14 protein-coding genes are annotated in these 17,284 nt (G+C 47.1%); all 14 read right to left on the reverse strand.

Annotated elements, in window-relative coordinates; translation table 11 throughout:
* Window positions 1-295 precede the first annotated feature (295 nt).
* The 14 genes from BN1938_RS00825 to BN1938_RS00890 all read right to left on the reverse strand — a co-directional run bounded on the left by BN1938_RS00825 (window position 296) and on the right by BN1938_RS00890 (window position 17,207).
* Window positions 296-1,498 carry an MFS transporter gene (locus BN1938_RS00825; RefSeq protein ID WP_369794737.1) on the reverse strand — a complete coding sequence of 401 codons (1,203 nt, stop codon included), beginning with the start codon at window positions 1,496-1,498 and terminating at the stop codon, window positions 296-298.
* 63 nt (window positions 1,499-1,561) lie between these two features.
* The gene (locus BN1938_RS00830; RefSeq protein ID WP_050638777.1) at window positions 1,562-2,947 is read right to left on the reverse strand and encodes an MATE family efflux transporter; all 1,386 of its coding nucleotides are present in this window, start codon (window positions 2,945-2,947) and stop codon (window positions 1,562-1,564) included.
* Between the two features lie 304 nt (window positions 2,948-3,251).
* Window positions 3,252-4,613: a dicarboxylate/amino acid:cation symporter gene (locus BN1938_RS00835; protein WP_050638778.1), complete on the reverse strand. Its 1,362-nt coding sequence runs from the start codon at window positions 4,611-4,613 to the stop codon at window positions 3,252-3,254.
* A 446-nt stretch (window positions 4,614-5,059) separates the two neighbouring features.
* The gene (locus BN1938_RS00840) at window positions 5,060-5,818 is read right to left on the reverse strand and encodes a DeoR/GlpR family DNA-binding transcription regulator (protein WP_330377586.1); all 759 of its coding nucleotides are present in this window, start codon (window positions 5,816-5,818) and stop codon (window positions 5,060-5,062) included.
* A gap of 163 nt (window positions 5,819-5,981) precedes the next feature.
* Entirely contained in the window at window positions 5,982-6,962 is a 981-nt protein-coding gene (locus BN1938_RS00845) for an NADH-dependent methylglyoxal reductase (RefSeq protein WP_050638779.1), read from the reverse strand.
* Window positions 6,963-7,146: 184 nt separating this feature from the next.
* Window positions 7,147-8,115 carry a carbohydrate kinase family protein gene (locus BN1938_RS00850; protein WP_050638780.1) on the reverse strand — a complete coding sequence of 323 codons (969 nt, stop codon included), beginning with the start codon at window positions 8,113-8,115 and terminating at the stop codon, window positions 7,147-7,149.
* 3 nt (window positions 8,116-8,118) lie between these two features.
* A complete protein-coding gene (locus tag BN1938_RS00855) occupies window positions 8,119-8,955 on the reverse strand; it encodes a ketose-bisphosphate aldolase (protein ID WP_025656717.1) in 837 nt (278 codons plus the stop codon).
* Window positions 8,956-8,978: 23 nt separating this feature from the next.
* Window positions 8,979-10,034, reverse strand: a complete 1,056-nt coding sequence (locus BN1938_RS00860) for an NAD(P)-dependent alcohol dehydrogenase (protein WP_050638781.1) — start codon at window positions 10,032-10,034, stop codon at window positions 8,979-8,981.
* Window positions 10,035-10,099: 65 nt separating this feature from the next.
* Window positions 10,100-11,476, reverse strand: coding sequence for an MFS transporter (locus BN1938_RS00865; RefSeq protein WP_050638782.1), 1,377 nt, complete (start codon window positions 11,474-11,476; stop codon window positions 10,100-10,102).
* Window positions 11,477-11,592: 116 nt separating this feature from the next.
* Window positions 11,593-12,279: a beta/alpha barrel domain-containing protein gene (locus BN1938_RS00870; RefSeq protein WP_050638783.1), complete on the reverse strand. Its 687-nt coding sequence runs from the start codon at window positions 12,277-12,279 to the stop codon at window positions 11,593-11,595.
* Window positions 12,280-12,339: 60 nt separating this feature from the next.
* Window positions 12,340-13,416: a zinc-binding dehydrogenase gene (locus tag BN1938_RS00875; RefSeq protein WP_050638784.1), complete on the reverse strand. Its 1,077-nt coding sequence runs from the start codon at window positions 13,414-13,416 to the stop codon at window positions 12,340-12,342.
* Between the two features lie 419 nt (window positions 13,417-13,835).
* Window positions 13,836-14,237: a hypothetical protein gene (locus tag BN1938_RS00880; RefSeq protein ID WP_148487078.1), complete on the reverse strand. Its 402-nt coding sequence runs from the start codon at window positions 14,235-14,237 to the stop codon at window positions 13,836-13,838.
* 82 nt (window positions 14,238-14,319) lie between these two features.
* A complete protein-coding gene (locus tag BN1938_RS00885) occupies window positions 14,320-16,521 on the reverse strand; it encodes an ABC transporter permease (RefSeq protein ID WP_050638786.1) in 2,202 nt (733 codons plus the stop codon).
* Window positions 16,522-16,526: 5 nt separating this feature from the next.
* Entirely contained in the window at window positions 16,527-17,207 is a 681-nt protein-coding gene (locus BN1938_RS00890; RefSeq protein ID WP_050638787.1) for an ABC transporter ATP-binding protein, read from the reverse strand.
* Window positions 17,208-17,284: the final 77 nt, after the last annotated feature.

Raw genomic sequence — 17,284 nt, forward strand, 5'->3', positions numbered from 1 at the left:
ATTAGTAGTATTATATAGAAATGTCAATATATGGTTCAATATTTCACAGTTTTTTAACAATTATGCATCACAATTAATTAGTTATGTGAATTAATATTATAACAAGGCACAGGTTATCAAGAAACCGTCTTCCTGTTTCGCATGCATTGCGTTCACACATAGAGTTTCTGAGAGTGCTCAGATAAAGGGCGGGGGTGAAAATTCATTGCTGTAAGCAATTTTCACCCCCGCCCAAGTATTTCTTCACAAAACAGCAGCCCGCGAAATCGGAAGACTGCTTCCCGTCAGGTTCCTGTCACAGGTTTCTGTCCGGCATCCTCTGTACTTTCCCGGCCCGCCTCCCCAATAGTATCCCCGCCATCCCAACAGGAAATACAATGGCAAAAAGCAGGCCCGCCTTCAGCCCCCATCTCGGGAATTGTTCCGCCACTACGCCCGTTAGTCCCGGCCCCGCCATGCATCCGGCATCTCCAGCCAGTGCAAAAAACGCAAACATTGCCGTTCCTCCCCGGGTACATTCTCTTGCCGCAATACTAAACGTACCCGGCCACATAATTCCCACTGAGAGCCCGCACATCGCACAGCCCAGCAGGCTCAGAACCGGAACCGGCATAAAGACCGCGAACAGGTAGCTTATGATACACAAAATACTGCTGCCCAGTATAAACTTCTCCAGAGGGATTTTGTCCCCGCATTTTCCGTAGAATACCCGGGATGCCCCCATCAATGCCGCAAACGCGCAGGGTCCCATCAGGTCTCCCATCGTTTTCGATACCTGCAGGCTGCTTTCCGCAAAGTAGGAAGCCCATTGGGACATGGCCTGCTCGGATGCACCGGCGCAGAGCATCATCAGAACAAAAATCCAGAACATTTTCATGGAAAAAAGCTTTCTTACCGGCAGCCTCTCATCTTCCTCAACCAGGGTACGGATCGGAACTTTTGTAAAAACAAAAATATTGACAAACGGAACCACGGCCCAGATAACCGGCAGGTAATTCCAGTGTTCCATCCCGAATATTTTAAAGCCCAGCGTGGACAGTATCACCACGCCCACCTGCCCGAAGCAGTAAAAAGAATGAAGTAGGCTCATCGCCTTTTCCTTCTCCCCCGAAGGTGCAGCCTCCACAATCGGACTGATCAGGACTTCGATCAGTCCGCCGCCGATCCCGTTCAGCACAATAGCTGCCAGCAGGCCCAGATAGGGATCCGGCATCACAAACGGGAACAGGCCCATTCCCACAAGCCCTGCGGATGCCATGATGTGAGCGGCCACAATACTGATTCTGTAGCCAATACGGTCCACATATTTTGCGGCCAGCAGGTCAACCACAAGCTGTACGCCGAAGTTCAGTGTAATCAGGAAACCGATTCTTTCCACAGATATATCGAACTGGTTTTGAAAGGTCAAAAACAGCAGCGGCCCCAGATTATTAACGATTGCCTGGGTAATGTACCCTGTATAGCAGGCATAAATTGTTTTTTTATAACTTTTCATCATCTCCATATGTTCAGAACAGGGGGCGCGCAGGTTACTATGCACGGCTCCTGTTATCGTTCCTTTCTATTCTGCTATTGCTTTTTTCTTCCACCGTCCGGCGCGGTAGCAGAGAACTGTAATACACGCTCCCAGTATCCATGAGATCAGCAGGGAGATAAAAATACATGCACTGTTTCCGTTAGGCATGGAATCGGATCTGGTCAGCCACGCGATACCATAGGCCAGCGGAACGCGGATTACAACTGTGGTCACCATAGAAATCCACATCGGCGTCACGGTATCTCCTGCCCCTCTCATTACACCCGACAGACACTGGGTCACCTCCATGGCGATATAGCCCACAGCCAGTATCTTCATCATGGAAAAGCTTAATTCCACCAGTTCCGGTGTGGAGGTAAATATGGACATCAGATATCTGCCGAACAGCAGGATCAGGATGGTGATCGCCGTAGACGTTCCGACTGCTATGGCAGTCCCCTGCTTAGCCCCCTGCACAACCCGGTCCATCCGGCGCGCGCCCACATTCTGGCCGGAATAAGTGGTCATCGCAGTTCCAAAAGAAAACGCCGGCATGACTGCAAACCCATCCACACGCATCACTATCACATTGGCAGCGATAAACATTTCACCAAAGCTGTTTGTCAGAGATTGTACAATAATCATGGACAGCGAAAAAATCGCCTGGGTTAACCCGGAAGGCAGCCCCAAACGTATCAGGCCCCACATATACTTCTTCTCCGGCACAAGGTATTCTTTCTTCATATCAAATACCTCTTTCATTCTGAGCAGCTTCCGCAGAGACAACAGCGCCGATACCATCTGCGCAATCACAGTAGCCAGGGCAACTCCGGCAACTCCCATGTTAAAATACGCAACAAATATGTAATCCAAAACAATATTCAGTACGGTAGCTACAAGCAGATAAACAAGGGCCGAAATGGAATCCCCCAAACCTCTGAGAATCCCGCCCAGAATATTATAAAATGCACACCCGATAATCCCCATAAACAGAATCATAAGGTACGAATTGCACCATCCGATAATCGTATCCGGAGTATTCAATAGCCTCAAAAGCGGCATCGTGACGATCGGTGTGACCACCATAACCAGGATCGTTGTTATCACGGTCAGGGTAATACAACAGCCAATCGTTTTGGATAACTCCAATCTCTGCCTGGCCCCAAAATACTGGGACACCATGATTCCCACTCCGACCGAAATTCCCACAAACAGGACCAGCAGCAGATTGAGAATCGGCCCCGCGCTCCCGACTGCTGCAAGGGCATTATCCCCCACAAATCTTCCCACGATAATGCTGTCCACCGTATTGTACAGCTGCTGTGCAATATTTCCCATCAGCATAGGAATCGTAAATGCAACAATTCGTTTCCACGGGCTCCCCTCCGTCATATCTACCGGGGCGAATAATTTCTTCATACCTGTTAACATAAGGTAACCTTCTCTCTTTATCCTTCTAATTTCTATAGAACCGAAATACTTATAGTATAAAGGATTTCTCATACTATTTCCAGCTAAATGCAGCAAAAGATATTTCATTTTTTCAGCCACTTTTTCATCTGCTATTTCTGCCGTCTTAATATCTAATATGATTCAGAAAATCCTGCCCCTATATCGTGTTGAAAAAAGGCTGCAATGTGTTCAAAATCACTTCATTTTGAACACATTGCAGCCATCTTTGACCACATATTTTTCATTAAGACTGTGGTTCTCCGCCGTATAGAATCCGCAGGTTTTATTCCTTTTCCATTTTCTTATAATATTTTTCTTTATTGAGCACGCCTTCTTTTACGTTAATAATCAGATTCGTTGCTGCATCTCCGATGACATTCAGCGTGATTACCGCCATACCCGGAAGGTAATTCATTGCAAGTACAAGGGAATATCCAATCATGCATAAGTCACTGTTCAGGCCCAGCCCGGTCATAACTACATATACCATGGTAGTGCCGGCCACCGGAATTGCCGGTGTTCCCATTGCCGTACAGATCGAAAGGAAGGCCGCTACGACCAGGGTGGAAGGTTTGATATCGATGCCTGCCGCAGACGCGATAAATGTAACGGCGATCATGTGCATTGCGGTGGTACCGTTCATATTCACTGTCATACCTGTCGGCAGGACAAAACTGCTGATCTCTTCCGTACATCCAAGCTCATCCACACAGGTTCTCGTATTCAGCGGTAAGGTAGCTGCTGATGAATTCGTAGCCGCTGCAAACAAGCCAACCTTAAATGTTTTCTTCATGAACGGAATCGGATTCATCCGTGTTGTCAGCATGATTCCAATCGGATAAATCGTAACTACCAGTGCCAGACTGACTACGATTGTCGTCACGATCCACACCAGCGTGGGACCGATATATTCAATCCCATATACTGCAAGGGTTCTTGTAATCATGCAGAAAATCGCTATGGGGCCGGCCTCATCAATCAAAAAGTCCAGAAACCTCTGTACAATCTCGTTTAAGTTCTCAAGAACCTTTTTCAATGGCTCTGCCTTTTTCCCCATTGCCGTCATGCACAGGCCCATGATAATGGCAACAACTACTACAGACAGGATGGAACTGTTAGATGAGAATACGGAAAAGATATTTGACGGCACGGCATTTACAATTGTGACCAGGGGATTATATCCTTCCATGGTGACTGCCTCTGTCACCATCTCTCCCGGAAGCTTTACATCAAACCAGCCCATACTTTTCACGAAATAGGCCGCTGCCCCTGCGAGGGCTGCCGCCGCCGCATAGAAACAGATATATGTAATAAATGTCTTTCCGGCAATCTTGCCAAGGCGCTCCGGATCTGCCAGACTGCAGAGCGCCAGACTCAGAGAGGTGATGACCAGCGGAACGATCGACATCTGAAGTCCCCGCATAAATACCTGCCCGATAATATAGAACAGCCCGATTCCTTCGATTCCTTCTGTCGCCGTGATATCCTGAAAGAAAATGGCATGAATCGTATTCCAGACATCACTGTTTCCATTTCCAAGCAGAAATTCTCTCAGCAGCAGACACAAAAAACCGGCGCAGAATCCGAACAGTACTGCAAACATCATCCGCCTGATGATCGACATTTTTTTCCTTCTCTTACCCATAAAATCCACCAACCTCTTTCTTCTTTGCTTTTGCTTTGCATCGCTTCTCTATTTTTGGTTTTCCAAGAACGTCTCCGGCTTTCCTACCCAACCTATATTCCCCGTTGCCAAGAAGAAAGAAATGCCGGTTTTCAGGGCCTTACTCATACTTCTAAGGTTACACGCCCCTGTCTTTGATCTACTTTTATTTTACATTTTATGGTGATTAATGTCAACAATATTTCTGTGTTTCAAATATTTTTAGTTGTTTTTCACAACTTTTTTATCCTGTTTTTATGCACATTTTTGTTTTCAAATCAATATATTCTTTGTTTCAAATATTTATACTGTTTATCTAGTCCAAAACAAAGAAAGCCGCCCAAAATGGCAGCTTTTCTAATGGAGTTTGTTTCACAGTATAGCCGAAAACTCAGGTGTTCAGTTTTAGTTTATGGGTGTAGTGTTGTTTAATATATAAGCTCTATCCCGTTCTCCCTGCAGTAATGTATCCAGATATCGCTGGGCTGTCTGTCTGTGATAATATAGTTTACACTCTTCAGATCAATCAGGCATACGAATGCCGTCTGGTCAAACTTGGTATGATCTGCAAGGAGGGCCACCTCATCCGCCTGCTCAAGCATAATCTTCTTAATCTCCGCCTCGCTTTCATTGGAGTCCTGGACACCCTTCTCAATATCCACGCTTTTGCAGCTGATCAGGGCCACGCTGACATGGTATTTGGACATGTTGCTCTTCGCGAGCTGTCCCTGGAGCGACAGCGATTTTTTATTAAATTCGCCTCCCACGGATATGACATTTACCGCGGACTGCTGAAATTCACGGAATACTTCCGTGGAGTTGGTCACAATTGTGACATCCGGATTATCCTGCATCAGCTTCAGCGCCTCCATAACGGTTGTGCTGGAGTCCGCTATAATGGTATGCTTCCCCTCAAGCAGCTCTGCCGTCTTGCGGGCGATATTCTGTTTTTCTTTCAGATTTTTAGACATTCTCTTATAAAAATGAATGCCTTCCTTCTGTACATCCGCATTCCAGATTGCTCCGCCATGGATCCTGGTTACAACGCCCTCGGCTTCCAGCTTATCCAGATCCCGGCGGATTGTCTCTTCCGTCACGGAGCACTGACTGCTCAGCTCCGCAACAGATACTTTCTTCATATTCTGAATACATTGCCTGATGACCATCAGTCTCTCTCTGCTCGACATGCTTTCCTTCCTCTTCTCATTACTATTTTCAGTGCCTGTTTTCTTTAATAATATACCCGCCACTTGAGTTTTAGCAAGAGTTTTTTCCTTTGAAAGCATTTTTTCCTCCTTCGAACCACAAATTATTTCTTCGAAAAGCGCAGCATCGGCTTCCGGGGTTCTTTTATTGATCGATAGCTTCCGCCATCGCACGCATTCTGAGCAGGTCGGAAGCAGAGATCTGGATGTCTGCCGCTTTTGCATTAACCTCGATCTGTTCTGCTGTTGTAGCGCCGCTCAGCAGGTTGATGTGCGGTCCCTGGTTCATGATCCATGCAAGTGCAAGCGTCGGAATATTGCAATTGTATTTTTCGCAGAATGGTTTCCAGTCATCCATCATATCCATCGCCTTCTGCATGTTCTCCGGCTGGAACCATTTCTTGTTTGCGCGGGCGCCTGTAGGCACATAGTCTCTTGGAAGGGTTCCTGTCAGAAGTCCCTGCTCCAGCGGGGAATATGCCTGGAGTGTTACCTGATGTTCTTTGCAGATCGGCACCAGCTCCTCCTCAACCGCACGGTCAAGAACGCTGTATTTTCCCTGAACAATATCCAGTTCTCCGTATTTTACGTATTCTGCAATGTGCTCTTTCGTCACATTAGCAGCACCGATTGCTTTAATTTTACCTTCCGCCTTCAACTCATTGAGCACTTGCATCGTCTCGGAGATCGGGGTAAAGAACGGCTCTACAGCCTGCCAGTGTGTCATATATACATCGATGTAATCTGTCTGCAGCCTTCTCAGGCTCTCTTCGATCTCCTCACGGATGGATTCCGGTGACAGATTTTTATACAGCTGGGTGTCTCCGACCTTGTTGAACAGGGCGCCCTCTCTTGTCCATACGATGCCGCATTTTGTCACAAGGCATACTTTTTCGCGGTCTACTTCTTTTAAGGCTTTACCGACGATAACTTCACTGTTTCCAAAATTATATCCCGGCGCCGTGTCGATCAGGTTAATTCCGAGCTCTACTGCCTTTACGATTGTGTCGATACAGTCGCGCTCATCCAGGTCGCCGTTCCACGCCGGACCTCCGCCGATTGCCCATGTCCCAAGACCCATTTTAGAAATCTGTGTGCCTGATTTTCCTAACTCCATATATTTCATTTTTTTCACCAATCTTTCTGAATTTCTATCTGTTATACCTTATTCTGCGGCTATGCCGCAGATCCGCCCGCAGGGCATGAATTACGGGGTGCCCTTTGGGTATACCTTATTCTGCGGCTATGCCGCAGACCCGCCCGCAGGGCATGAGTTACGGGGTGCCCTTTGGGTATACCTTATTCTGCGGTTATTCTCTGTTCTGCTGTCTGTGATACTCTTCCAGCCGCGCATCCACCTGTGCCCTGTCCTTCACACCTGTTGTTGCCCCAATGCTCTGGACACTGATGGAGGCAGTCACATTTGCAAATTCCGCACACTCTTTCAGGCCTTTGCCTTCCAGGATGGCTGTAATAAAGCCGGATGCAAAGTTATCGCCTGCGCCGATCGTGTCAATTGCCGTTATACCCTGCATTGCAGGAACCTCCAGGGCACTGCCGTCCCGGCTCTTGATGAAACATCCTTTTTTACCGGTCTTTATCACAACATGCCCGATTCCACAGCCCAGAAAAATATCCGCAACCTTATCCAGTTCCGTCTCTCCCGTCATCATGCAGGCTTCCTCGTAGTTCGGGAAGAAATAATCCACATAGCCCAGTGCTTCCCTGATATCGTCCAGCGTCTCGCCAAGCCTTGCCTTGATCATATCCGCACAGATCATCATGCCCTGTTTCTTTGCTTCCTGAAAAATCCGCACCAGCGCCTTACAGTCCAGAAGAGGATTATTGAAAATGCTGGCCAGTGAGAGGAGCCTTGCTTCGGATAGTTTGGAAAGATCCACATCGTCGATGGTCATTTTCCACAAACTTCCGTTTCGGTTTGTAACAAATGTCCGTTCCCCATCCTCTGTCACAAGCCCTACATTGATGGAGGTATCAACGCCTTCCCTGACCCGGATTCCGGAATCGTCAATCCCGTTCTTCTGGCAGTGTTCCCGGATGAAAGCGCCGACTGCGTCTTTGCCGACCATGCTCATCAGCCCGATCCTGTGTCCAAGCCGGGACATGATTGTGGCCTCGTTAATTGCATCCCCGCCGATGGTCATAGATATCTGTTCCAGCGGGTATGACTCTATCTCAAACATATCTCTGCATACCGGCCGCAGCGGGATATCAACAACCGCTGCACCCACGCAGATTGCATCCAGTCTTTTTTCCACGTTTTATTCCGCCTTTCCGTCGTCTCCAAACAGATAGATTTTCTCCAGTGCACGCTGTTTTACTGCCGCTCTTACCGCTCTTTCCACCTCCAGGAATGGTTTTTCCACATTTGCCGCAATGGCAGTCATTGCCGCCTGGCACAGTTCTGTGTGGATGTTAATTTTTGCGATTCCAAGGGAGATGGCCTTCTTAATGTCCTCGTCGCCGATTCCTGAAGCTCCGTGAAGTACAAGCGGAACTGATACGGCGTCTCTTACTTTTTCTACCACCTCAAAGTTCAGCTGCGGCTCGGAAGTATAAACCCCGTGCTGATTTCCGATTGCTACTGCAAGGGAATCGCATCCTGTGCGCTCTACGAATTCTGCTGCCTGGGAGGGGTCTGTGTACTGATAGCTTGCCAGCGCCTCCTCGTATACCGTCTCATTTCCCACGTGTCCCAGTTCCGCCTCTACCGGGATTCCCAGTGGATGGAAATAGTCTACCACTTCTTTTGTCAGGCGGATGTTCTCCTCAAAATCATAAGCGGAAGCATCCCTCATGACAGAGTTCATGCCATGGTTGTAAGCATTCTGTACGATCTCCATGCTGCGGCCGTGATCCCAGTGCGTAATAACCGGAACCGCCGCTTTCTTTGCCATAGAAACCATCATGTGGGAGAAGTCCTCGAATGAGGTATTCCCTACAAACCCGGTTCCGAAAGAAATGATGACCGGAGCCTTGGATTCTTCTGCTGCATCAATAACACCCATCAGCATTTCCGCATTCCATACATTAAAGTGCGGAATTGCAAACTTTCCTGCTTTTGCTTTATTTTCCCAATATCTGATATCTGCTAACATGTTTTATTCCTCTCTTTTCTTCCTTAATCACACACTTTGACTACGCCTTTTACCATCTCTGTTTTCTTAACCGGGTCAATTGCTTCTTCAAATGCCTTCTGAACATCCTTGTAATCATAGATGTTGGTAACCATATCTCTTACATTAAACTTACCGGAAGCAATCGCATCGATCGTCTGCGGGAAATTATTGCAGTAGCGGAATGCGGTCTGAATGGTAACTTCGCGGTTGATCTTCAGAAAATCGATCGGCACCGGTTTGGACTGTGTGCCCACCATCATGATCTTCCCGCCACGGCTGACAATCTGAACGGCCTGCTGTGCCGTGAATACCGCACCTGCCGCCTCAAATACAAGGTCTGCGCCGTGGTCCCCGTATAGTTCCGGTGATCTGAGCACAGCAACCGTATCCTGCTCTTTTCCGTTGATCACTCTCTTCGCTCCGAGTTTCATTGCAAGATCCAGACGTTTTTCAATCACATCCACCACCGTGATATCTGTTGCGCCAAGACTTTTGCATGCCTGCATTGTCATCAGGCCGATGGTGCCGCCGCCCAGAATCACGATGCTCATGCCTGGCTTTGCTCCGCCAAGGATGGCTGCGTGCATTCCGACTGCAGCCGGTTCAACCAGTGCGCCTTCCAGTGTGGTCATTCCCTCCGGAAGATGGTATGTCCATTCTTCGGGATGGGTCATGTACTGTGTCAGTGCGCCTTTATAATTCGGCTGTGTAGCCATGAAATCAACGCCCGGGCAGATGTTATAACGTCCGGTCCGGCAGTATTCGCATGTATCATCCGGCACACCCGGCTCGATCAATACTTTATCGCCCACTTTAAACCTGGTTACCTTTGCTCCGATTCCCACTACTTCGCCTGCAACTTCATGTCCCAGGCCGATCTTCTGGTTCGGGTCTTTCGGCGGAATAAACGGTCCGCACTCGAATCCGTGGATGTCGGATCCGCACATGCCGACATACTCAACCTTCATGAGAATCTCATGGTCTTTCGGTTCCGGAACCGGACACTCCTGGATCTCAAAGTGTTTCGGGGTTACTAAGATTGCTTCCGAATTTTTCATATGATATCCTTCCTTTCTGTGCAGAGGGGTCTGACCCCTCTGCCGTTGGGGGCTGCCCCCTTTTGTTATTCTACGTTTCCAATGTCCTCAACAGATTCGCCTCTTGTCTCTACGCCAAAGATGAAAATGCATACCGCAATGATCGCAGCAACGATAGAAATCAGTACAAACACTCCCGTGCTTCCAATGGAGCCTGCAATATATGTCACAAGGAACGGGAAGAAAATATTGCTGACACGGCCCATTGCGTTACAGAATCCGGAACCGGACATTTTTGCTGAGGTCGGCCACATTTCCGGGACATATACCGCGGATGCGTAGCATACGTACATGTAAATAAATGTATTGAGGAAAAATGTGGTTACAATTAATGCGGTCATTGTGGTCTGCTGCCCTGTGATAATTCCCATGACAGCCATGGCAATCAGCAGGATCACACCCATAACGCGTCTCGGGATTTTATCCATGATCAAAGATGCGATAAAGATTCCAAATGGTGCGCCGAACAGTCCGAACATGGTCATAAACTGTGACTGTGATGTGTCATAACCTAAGGACCTTAACAGGGACGGCATCCAGGTCATCAATGTGTACTGGATCGTATTCATGCCGATCAGAACAAGGGAGCCGACAATCGTTCTTTTTAAAAGCTTGCCCTTGAACAGTGCTGAATATGGAAGCTGTTTTACCTGCTTTGCTTCTTCCGTTACAGGCGGCAGTTTCTCACCTGTGGATGCTTCGATCTCTTTTTCAATCTTTGTCATGATCTCATCGGCTTCTTCCAGTCTGCCCTGAGATTCCAGCCATCTCGGTGATTCCGGGTATTTCTTCGCAATCAGGATGGATGCGATGATGGAAAGAACAGACGGGATCATAAACTGAATTCTCCAGTTCATCATATAGCTTACGCCTGTTGAAACAATTAAAAATGCGATACCATTGCAGATTGGATGTGCCCAGTTGCCGATGAAGGAATTCCGGCTTGACCATACCCCGCGGTTTCTGCCCGGTACATATTCGGTAAATCCGGCGAACAGTACGACCAGAAGTGCGCCGAGGCCGAACCCCTGAATCAGCCTGAAAACATAAAGTACGTAAATATTCGGTGATATTGCGCCGCCCACCATTGCGATGATATGTATAATTTCATATAAAAGGATGCTCTTTTTCCGGCCGATCTTATCACCGATTGGCCCGCCCACTAAAGCGCCGAAGAGCTGGCCGGCTGTATATGTTGTCCCCCACATTGCCAGAAGTTTTGTTCCCGGCTCCAGCCAGTGGATCTCATTCAGAAGGATATTCTGGACTGCTCCTCCGATACCGTTTGACCAGCAGACCAAAAGTGCAAAGGCGGATACCAGCCACATTTTGATATGCCAACCTGAATTCGGAAGACGATCCAGCCTTGCACCGATATTCACATTTTTTGTATTTGAATTCATAACCTTTTCCTTTCTCTATCTCATTCTTTTGCTATTTTTTCTATGTTCTGTATATTCATACCCGTAATGTCTATTCCCGCCGGCAGGCGCCCGAATCTGCCTGCCGGATCTCTGAATTATTTATCCAAAAGAGCGCTTTTTACTTCTTTCTCCATGATTTCCCACGCTTTTTCTATATCCTTATCTTTATTCCAAAGCGCCGGCGGTCCTAAAACCACAACATCTGCACCGGCTTCATACAGAGGCCCGTATACGTCTGCATTCATGGAGCCGTCTGCCTCGATTAAAAAGTCCAGCCCCATCTCCTCTCTCCATTGTACAAGCGTTCTGATTTTATCGTACATCTGGACAATCACTTTCTGGCCTGCATATCCCGCGTCTACAATCATAATCGTAACTTTGGAAAGCAGCGGCAGGTAATACCGGATAGCCTCCAGCGGCGCGGCAGGGTTCATTGCGATTCCCGCCTTGCAGCCCAGGGAAAGGATTTTGTTGATCGTAACAAACGCATCGCTCTCAATACAGTCCGTATGCGGGGTAATATAGGCAGCCCCCGCTTCGGCACAAGCCTCGATGTAATCCTGAGGATGTTTTACCATTAAGTGTGCGTCCATGGGTGTATGGACTGCCTTCCCCAGCACAGTCATAAAATCCGGTCCCACGCCAAATGTCTTTACATAATTTCCGTCCTTGATGTCAATATGCAGAAAATCAGCCTTTTCATCGATATAGCGTACCTGGTGTTCAAAATCATATAAGTCACAGCATCCCATGGATGGTGCAAGCAGTAATTTCTTTTCCATATTCACTCGCTCTCTTATTCTCCAATTAAGTTCAATATGTTCTTTAATTATGGTCCTTATTTAATCTTCAAAGTCATAGTGGAAAATTACTTTGATTGCTTCTTTATTTGCCATAGCCTCGAATCCTTCTTCCCACTGTGAAAGCCCGATTCTGTGGGTGATCATCGGCTGTACTTTAATCATTCCTGATTCCAGAAGGCGCAGTGCATTCCTCCAGGATGTGGAGTCATATGCCATATGTCCGATAATGCTCTTGTTCCATGATGTAATATCGTTGATGGAGAACTCAAGCGGCTTGAATCCCATGCCTACACGGACAACCTCGCCGTTCGGACGAAGCATCTCGATGGCCTGCTTCAGTGCGATATTGGCGCCGGAGCACTCTACAACCAGCCCCAGATTGTCTCTTCCGCAGATCTCGGTACATCTCTTCACGACATCTTCTTTGGATCCGTTAACCACATGTGTGGCGCCCAGTTCTTTTGCAACAGCAAAACGGACTTTTGTGTCTTCTTCCAGGCCGACCATTACAATGTTAACTGCCCCCATGATCCTTGCAACCTGTACAGCGAACAACCCGAGCGGTCCGGTCCCGAATACAACAACGTCCTGTCCCGGAAGGAGATGGGCCTGCTGTGCGATTGCCTTGTAAGAGTTACAGATCGGATCGAGTACTGCTGCCTCTTCATATTTAACATTCTCCGGAATCTCCCAGATTGCATGTTTATGTATTCTCAGAATCTCTCCCGGAACCTTGCAGTATTTTGAAAAGCCGCCGCCCCAGGTATTGTTGTCCAGTCCGAGGTTCACCTTGTTCTCGCAGCAGAGGAAGTCGCCCTGTTCACATGCCGGGCAGACTCCGCATACGTGGGCGCTGTTGTCGGATACAACCCGCTGTCCGACCTTCCAGTCCTTCACTAGCTCTCCGACCTTCACGATCTCGCCTGCGAACTCATGTCCGCGGATGGAATTGAATTCATCGGAACCGTTGTCCACTTTGTAATGCTTCATGTCTGCACCACAGATTGCCGCCGCCTTGATCTCAATAATAATGTCCTCCGGTCCGCATTCAGGCTCCGGCACATCTATCATCCGATATCCACCAAACTCTTTACCATACCTTGCTAACGCTTTCATACTTATTCTCCTTTTTATAAACATATATTTTATTGCTGCTTTGCAAAATCTGTTTCCGGCCGGAAACGTTGTTTCTTTTGATTTAACTAAATTTTACACCCATCCTTTGTTTTAGTCAATTGTTTTCTGTGTTTTAAAGATCAATTCGTCATTTTATACAGATATTATTACTGTTTCAAATGCAAAACTCCTGTTTTATCGTATTTATTCTTGTGTATTTTCACAAATTCCTGTGTTTCAAAGAATATTTATTCCGATTATTATTAAAATATCTGTACTTTAAGAATCTTATTTTAAATTTTTTTGGCTGAAACTTAAAAAGAGCATTTTCCCTCTGCTTCATACTGACTCAGGAAAATGATCTTTTATTAAAAGGGGGACAGACCCCTTTGCAAAATGGTCTGTCCTTTTTTATTCTATTATTTCATATATTTACTCTCTACAACAAATGATTTTGTGGTCAGGGGCTCCGATCCCATAAAGTTTTCAATATATCGGAAATACCCCTCCGGGCCAAATTCTTTTGTCCATAATTCGATGGATTCGTAAACTCTCACGATGCACTTTCTAGCTAATTCAAAGAAATCATGATCTTCTATTACGGATTCTTTTAACTGATTTTTAAAAAGAGAATTTTTCTCAGGAATAAAGAGTTCTTCAAGCACATCCGCAGAAGGTCTGTAACATTCTTCCTCCAGCCTGGAACAATTATGCTCTTCCCGATCTGTAATGCTTTTGATATCAAACAGTACCAGCTGCAGTAGGGAGCGGTACCTATATATCCATAAATATATTATCGTACTCCTGATGTCTTTAGTCAAGTTATTGGCCTTCATTGTCTTTATAGTCATTTTCCCTGAACCCAGTTACTGTTTAGACCATAATGCTCCTTCGGATCATCTATCAGTCAACCGTATCATCCCGCAGAGCATCCGATAAATTATAATTCAGAGCCCTTTTCCCGCCAACATAATAGGCCAATGCTACAAACCCAAAAATCACAAGACAAAAAATTATCATTGGAATGATGGGCGCCACAGCGATAAATTCCATAGGATTTAAATGACTAGCCTTAATCATGAATGCAACGGCAGCCACCGTAAGCGGTAATGTAATAAGCAGAGGCCTGCCTGCAATGACCAGGGCTTCGATACAAAACATCTTTCGAATGCCTCCCGTTGTCATGCCCACAGACATATACTGCGCTAATTCCCGTTTTCTCTGGCGCAGAAATCCCAGCGTGTTGGAGAATACATTTGCGATTCCGATTACTGCAAGGATGGCACAGAACCCGCCCAGAATCAGTTGATATCCGAAAATGATTTCATCATTTGTGATTTTCTCCTGTATGCGGTTTTCTATTTCTGTTTTATAGTTTGGAGCAAGAAGATGCAGGACATCTTTTTCTATTTTATCCAGAGCTTTCAGCGAAGCGTTTTCCCCGGCCAGAATTCTGATGTAAGTGTCCGATTCTGCGCCTCCAATCTGCCCAGACACTTTTTCCCAAAGTGAAAGGGGCATAAACTGCACCAGCGCGTAGTCTTCATATTCTTCCCTTAGGGCTGGCATCTCCTGTGTATATGCTGTCACTGGCACTTCTGTCTTCTCTTCTCCCAGATCAGCATCCTGCAAAAACACGGACTCACGGTTTTCCCCCACAAAGGGGATATATTTTGGATATCTGAAATTACTGTGCAGACTGTCCCATATTCTGTTCAGTATGACCGTACCGTCAAGCCGTGGCGGGGCTCCTATTTGTCTGCAGTATTCCGTAAATGCGGCATCATCCAGTATCACAACCGGCGCCTTCACCAGCCACGTGTCCCCCTCTTTTGTAACGGATGTCCCTGCAACAGCCTCCGGCCCTCCAAGTGAGGCCAGTTCTTCACTGAGCCAGTCTTGCGGAACATGGCTGACTGCTGCTGCCTTTTGGTATACCGCAAGATCCCGGACTCCTTCCAGTTCCATAAGCTGCCCTGTCTGCCCGAACTCCTCGATCCCCGTATCTTTAACAGTTGCCATAACATCCCACACATCCTGGTATCTTTCAAAATAAGTATACCTGGTGCTTATGCCTGAAAGCGCAAAGAAACACAAGATCAGGGTGAATCCCAGAAAAGAAAGCGTGAGAGATAGTGTGGAGGTACGCAGGGCTTTCTTTCTGGCTTTTAATGCATTTCCCGCAAGCTCCCCTTCTACACCAAAAAGTAATGTCAGTATTCTGGACTGTTTTTTCTTCTTTAGATGCAGTTCCCCTGTATTGCGGATCGCTTCCAGCGGCGTCATTCTGCTAAGTTTCCTGGCCGGGAGCCATGCGGAAAACAGGACAGTAATTACGGAGGAAGCCAATGTCAACGCAAATACCAGCGGATGGTACCTAAAACCTAATTCATACCTCCCCGGAATATTTTCCGCCATGGCGTTCATTGCCTGATTTACTCCAAAACTTAAGGCGATGCCGAGCAGGATGCCAAGTATTACCGGAATTGTACAAAGTGCGGCCGCTTCCTGCATCAGACACGTCCGGATCTGCCCGGGCGTCGCCCCCACACTGGAAAAAATGCCAAACTGATGAATTCTCGCATTCATGGTCAGTGCAAAGGAATTGCGTATAATCAGTATGAGTGACAGCGAAACTACTACCAGTACCGCCAGATAAAACGTCATCAAAAGCGGTGGCTCCTCATCGTTTGGATCATGTATCAGATACCTGGATAATAGTACAAGATGATAAGACGCGGCATCTTCTTCCATCCCCAGTTTCTCTGCAAGCAGAGGCATATCCTCAAAAACAGTTCTGGGATTCTGAAACCATACATCCACAACTGTCCCTTTTTCACCGGACAATTCCTCATTAATTTCTGCCCTTTCAACATTGCCAAACTTCCGTATAACAGCCAAATCTTCCCCGCTTATCTGACCGGTGATACGGCCCTGCCAGTCCCCCTCATCCAAAGTAAGCTTTTCGACTTCATATACCCAGATATTATAAAACAGACTGCACAGAAACGACAGGAACAATGCGGCAATAAATGCCGCCGCCATGATTGATATACCGGAAGCTCTGTTGTTCTTTATATAACCTGAAGAATAATCCTTCCACATCCTGATCACCTCTGTCTTTCGTCGCCGATGATGCGGCCGTCTTCGATCGTTATAATGCGGTCTGCTTCCAGCGCAATCTTCTCATCATGGGTAATCAGCAAAATGGTCTGCTTCAGGTTCCGGTTCGATAGCTTCAGCATGTCAAGGATTTCCGCCCCGTTCTTCTGGTCCAGATTGCCGGTAGGTTCATCGGCCAGCAGCAGCGCCGGACGATAAATCAGGGATCTGGCTATCGCCGCGCGCTGCTGCTGCCCTCCTGACAGCTGGCTGGGCAGAGCCTCCAGTTTATCGGATATGCCCAGCGAGTTTACGATGGACTCAAAATATTCCCGATTCGGTTCCTTTTTGTCCAACATCAGCGGCATCAATATGTTTTTCCTGATGGTAAGCGTTGGAATCAAATTGTAAAACTGATAAACCAGTCCCACCTTCCTGCGGCGGAATATGGCGGACTGGGTCGGATTCATAGCTGATATGTCAACACCATCTATCCAAACCTTTCCCTCCGACGGCTTGTCCACGCTTCCCAGAATGTGCAGCAATGTAGATTTCCCGGAGCCGGAGGCTCCTACAATCGCCAGGAATTCCCCCTTATTTACCGAGATATGGACCCGGTCTAAAGCAACCACCCTGTTCTCTCCTGAGCCGTATATTTTACTGACATTTTCACATCTCAGAATCTCCATGTGATCATCTCCTCTCCTGTAAAAATGAATATAGTCCGTACCTGTTCAACAGGTGTGTATCATCATTATAACAGGTT

It is taken from the genome of Eubacterium sp. SB2 (genome assembly GCF_001244405.1).
Classification (GTDB): Bacteria; Bacillota; Clostridia; order Lachnospirales; family Lachnospiraceae; genus Faecalicatena; species Faecalicatena contortus_B.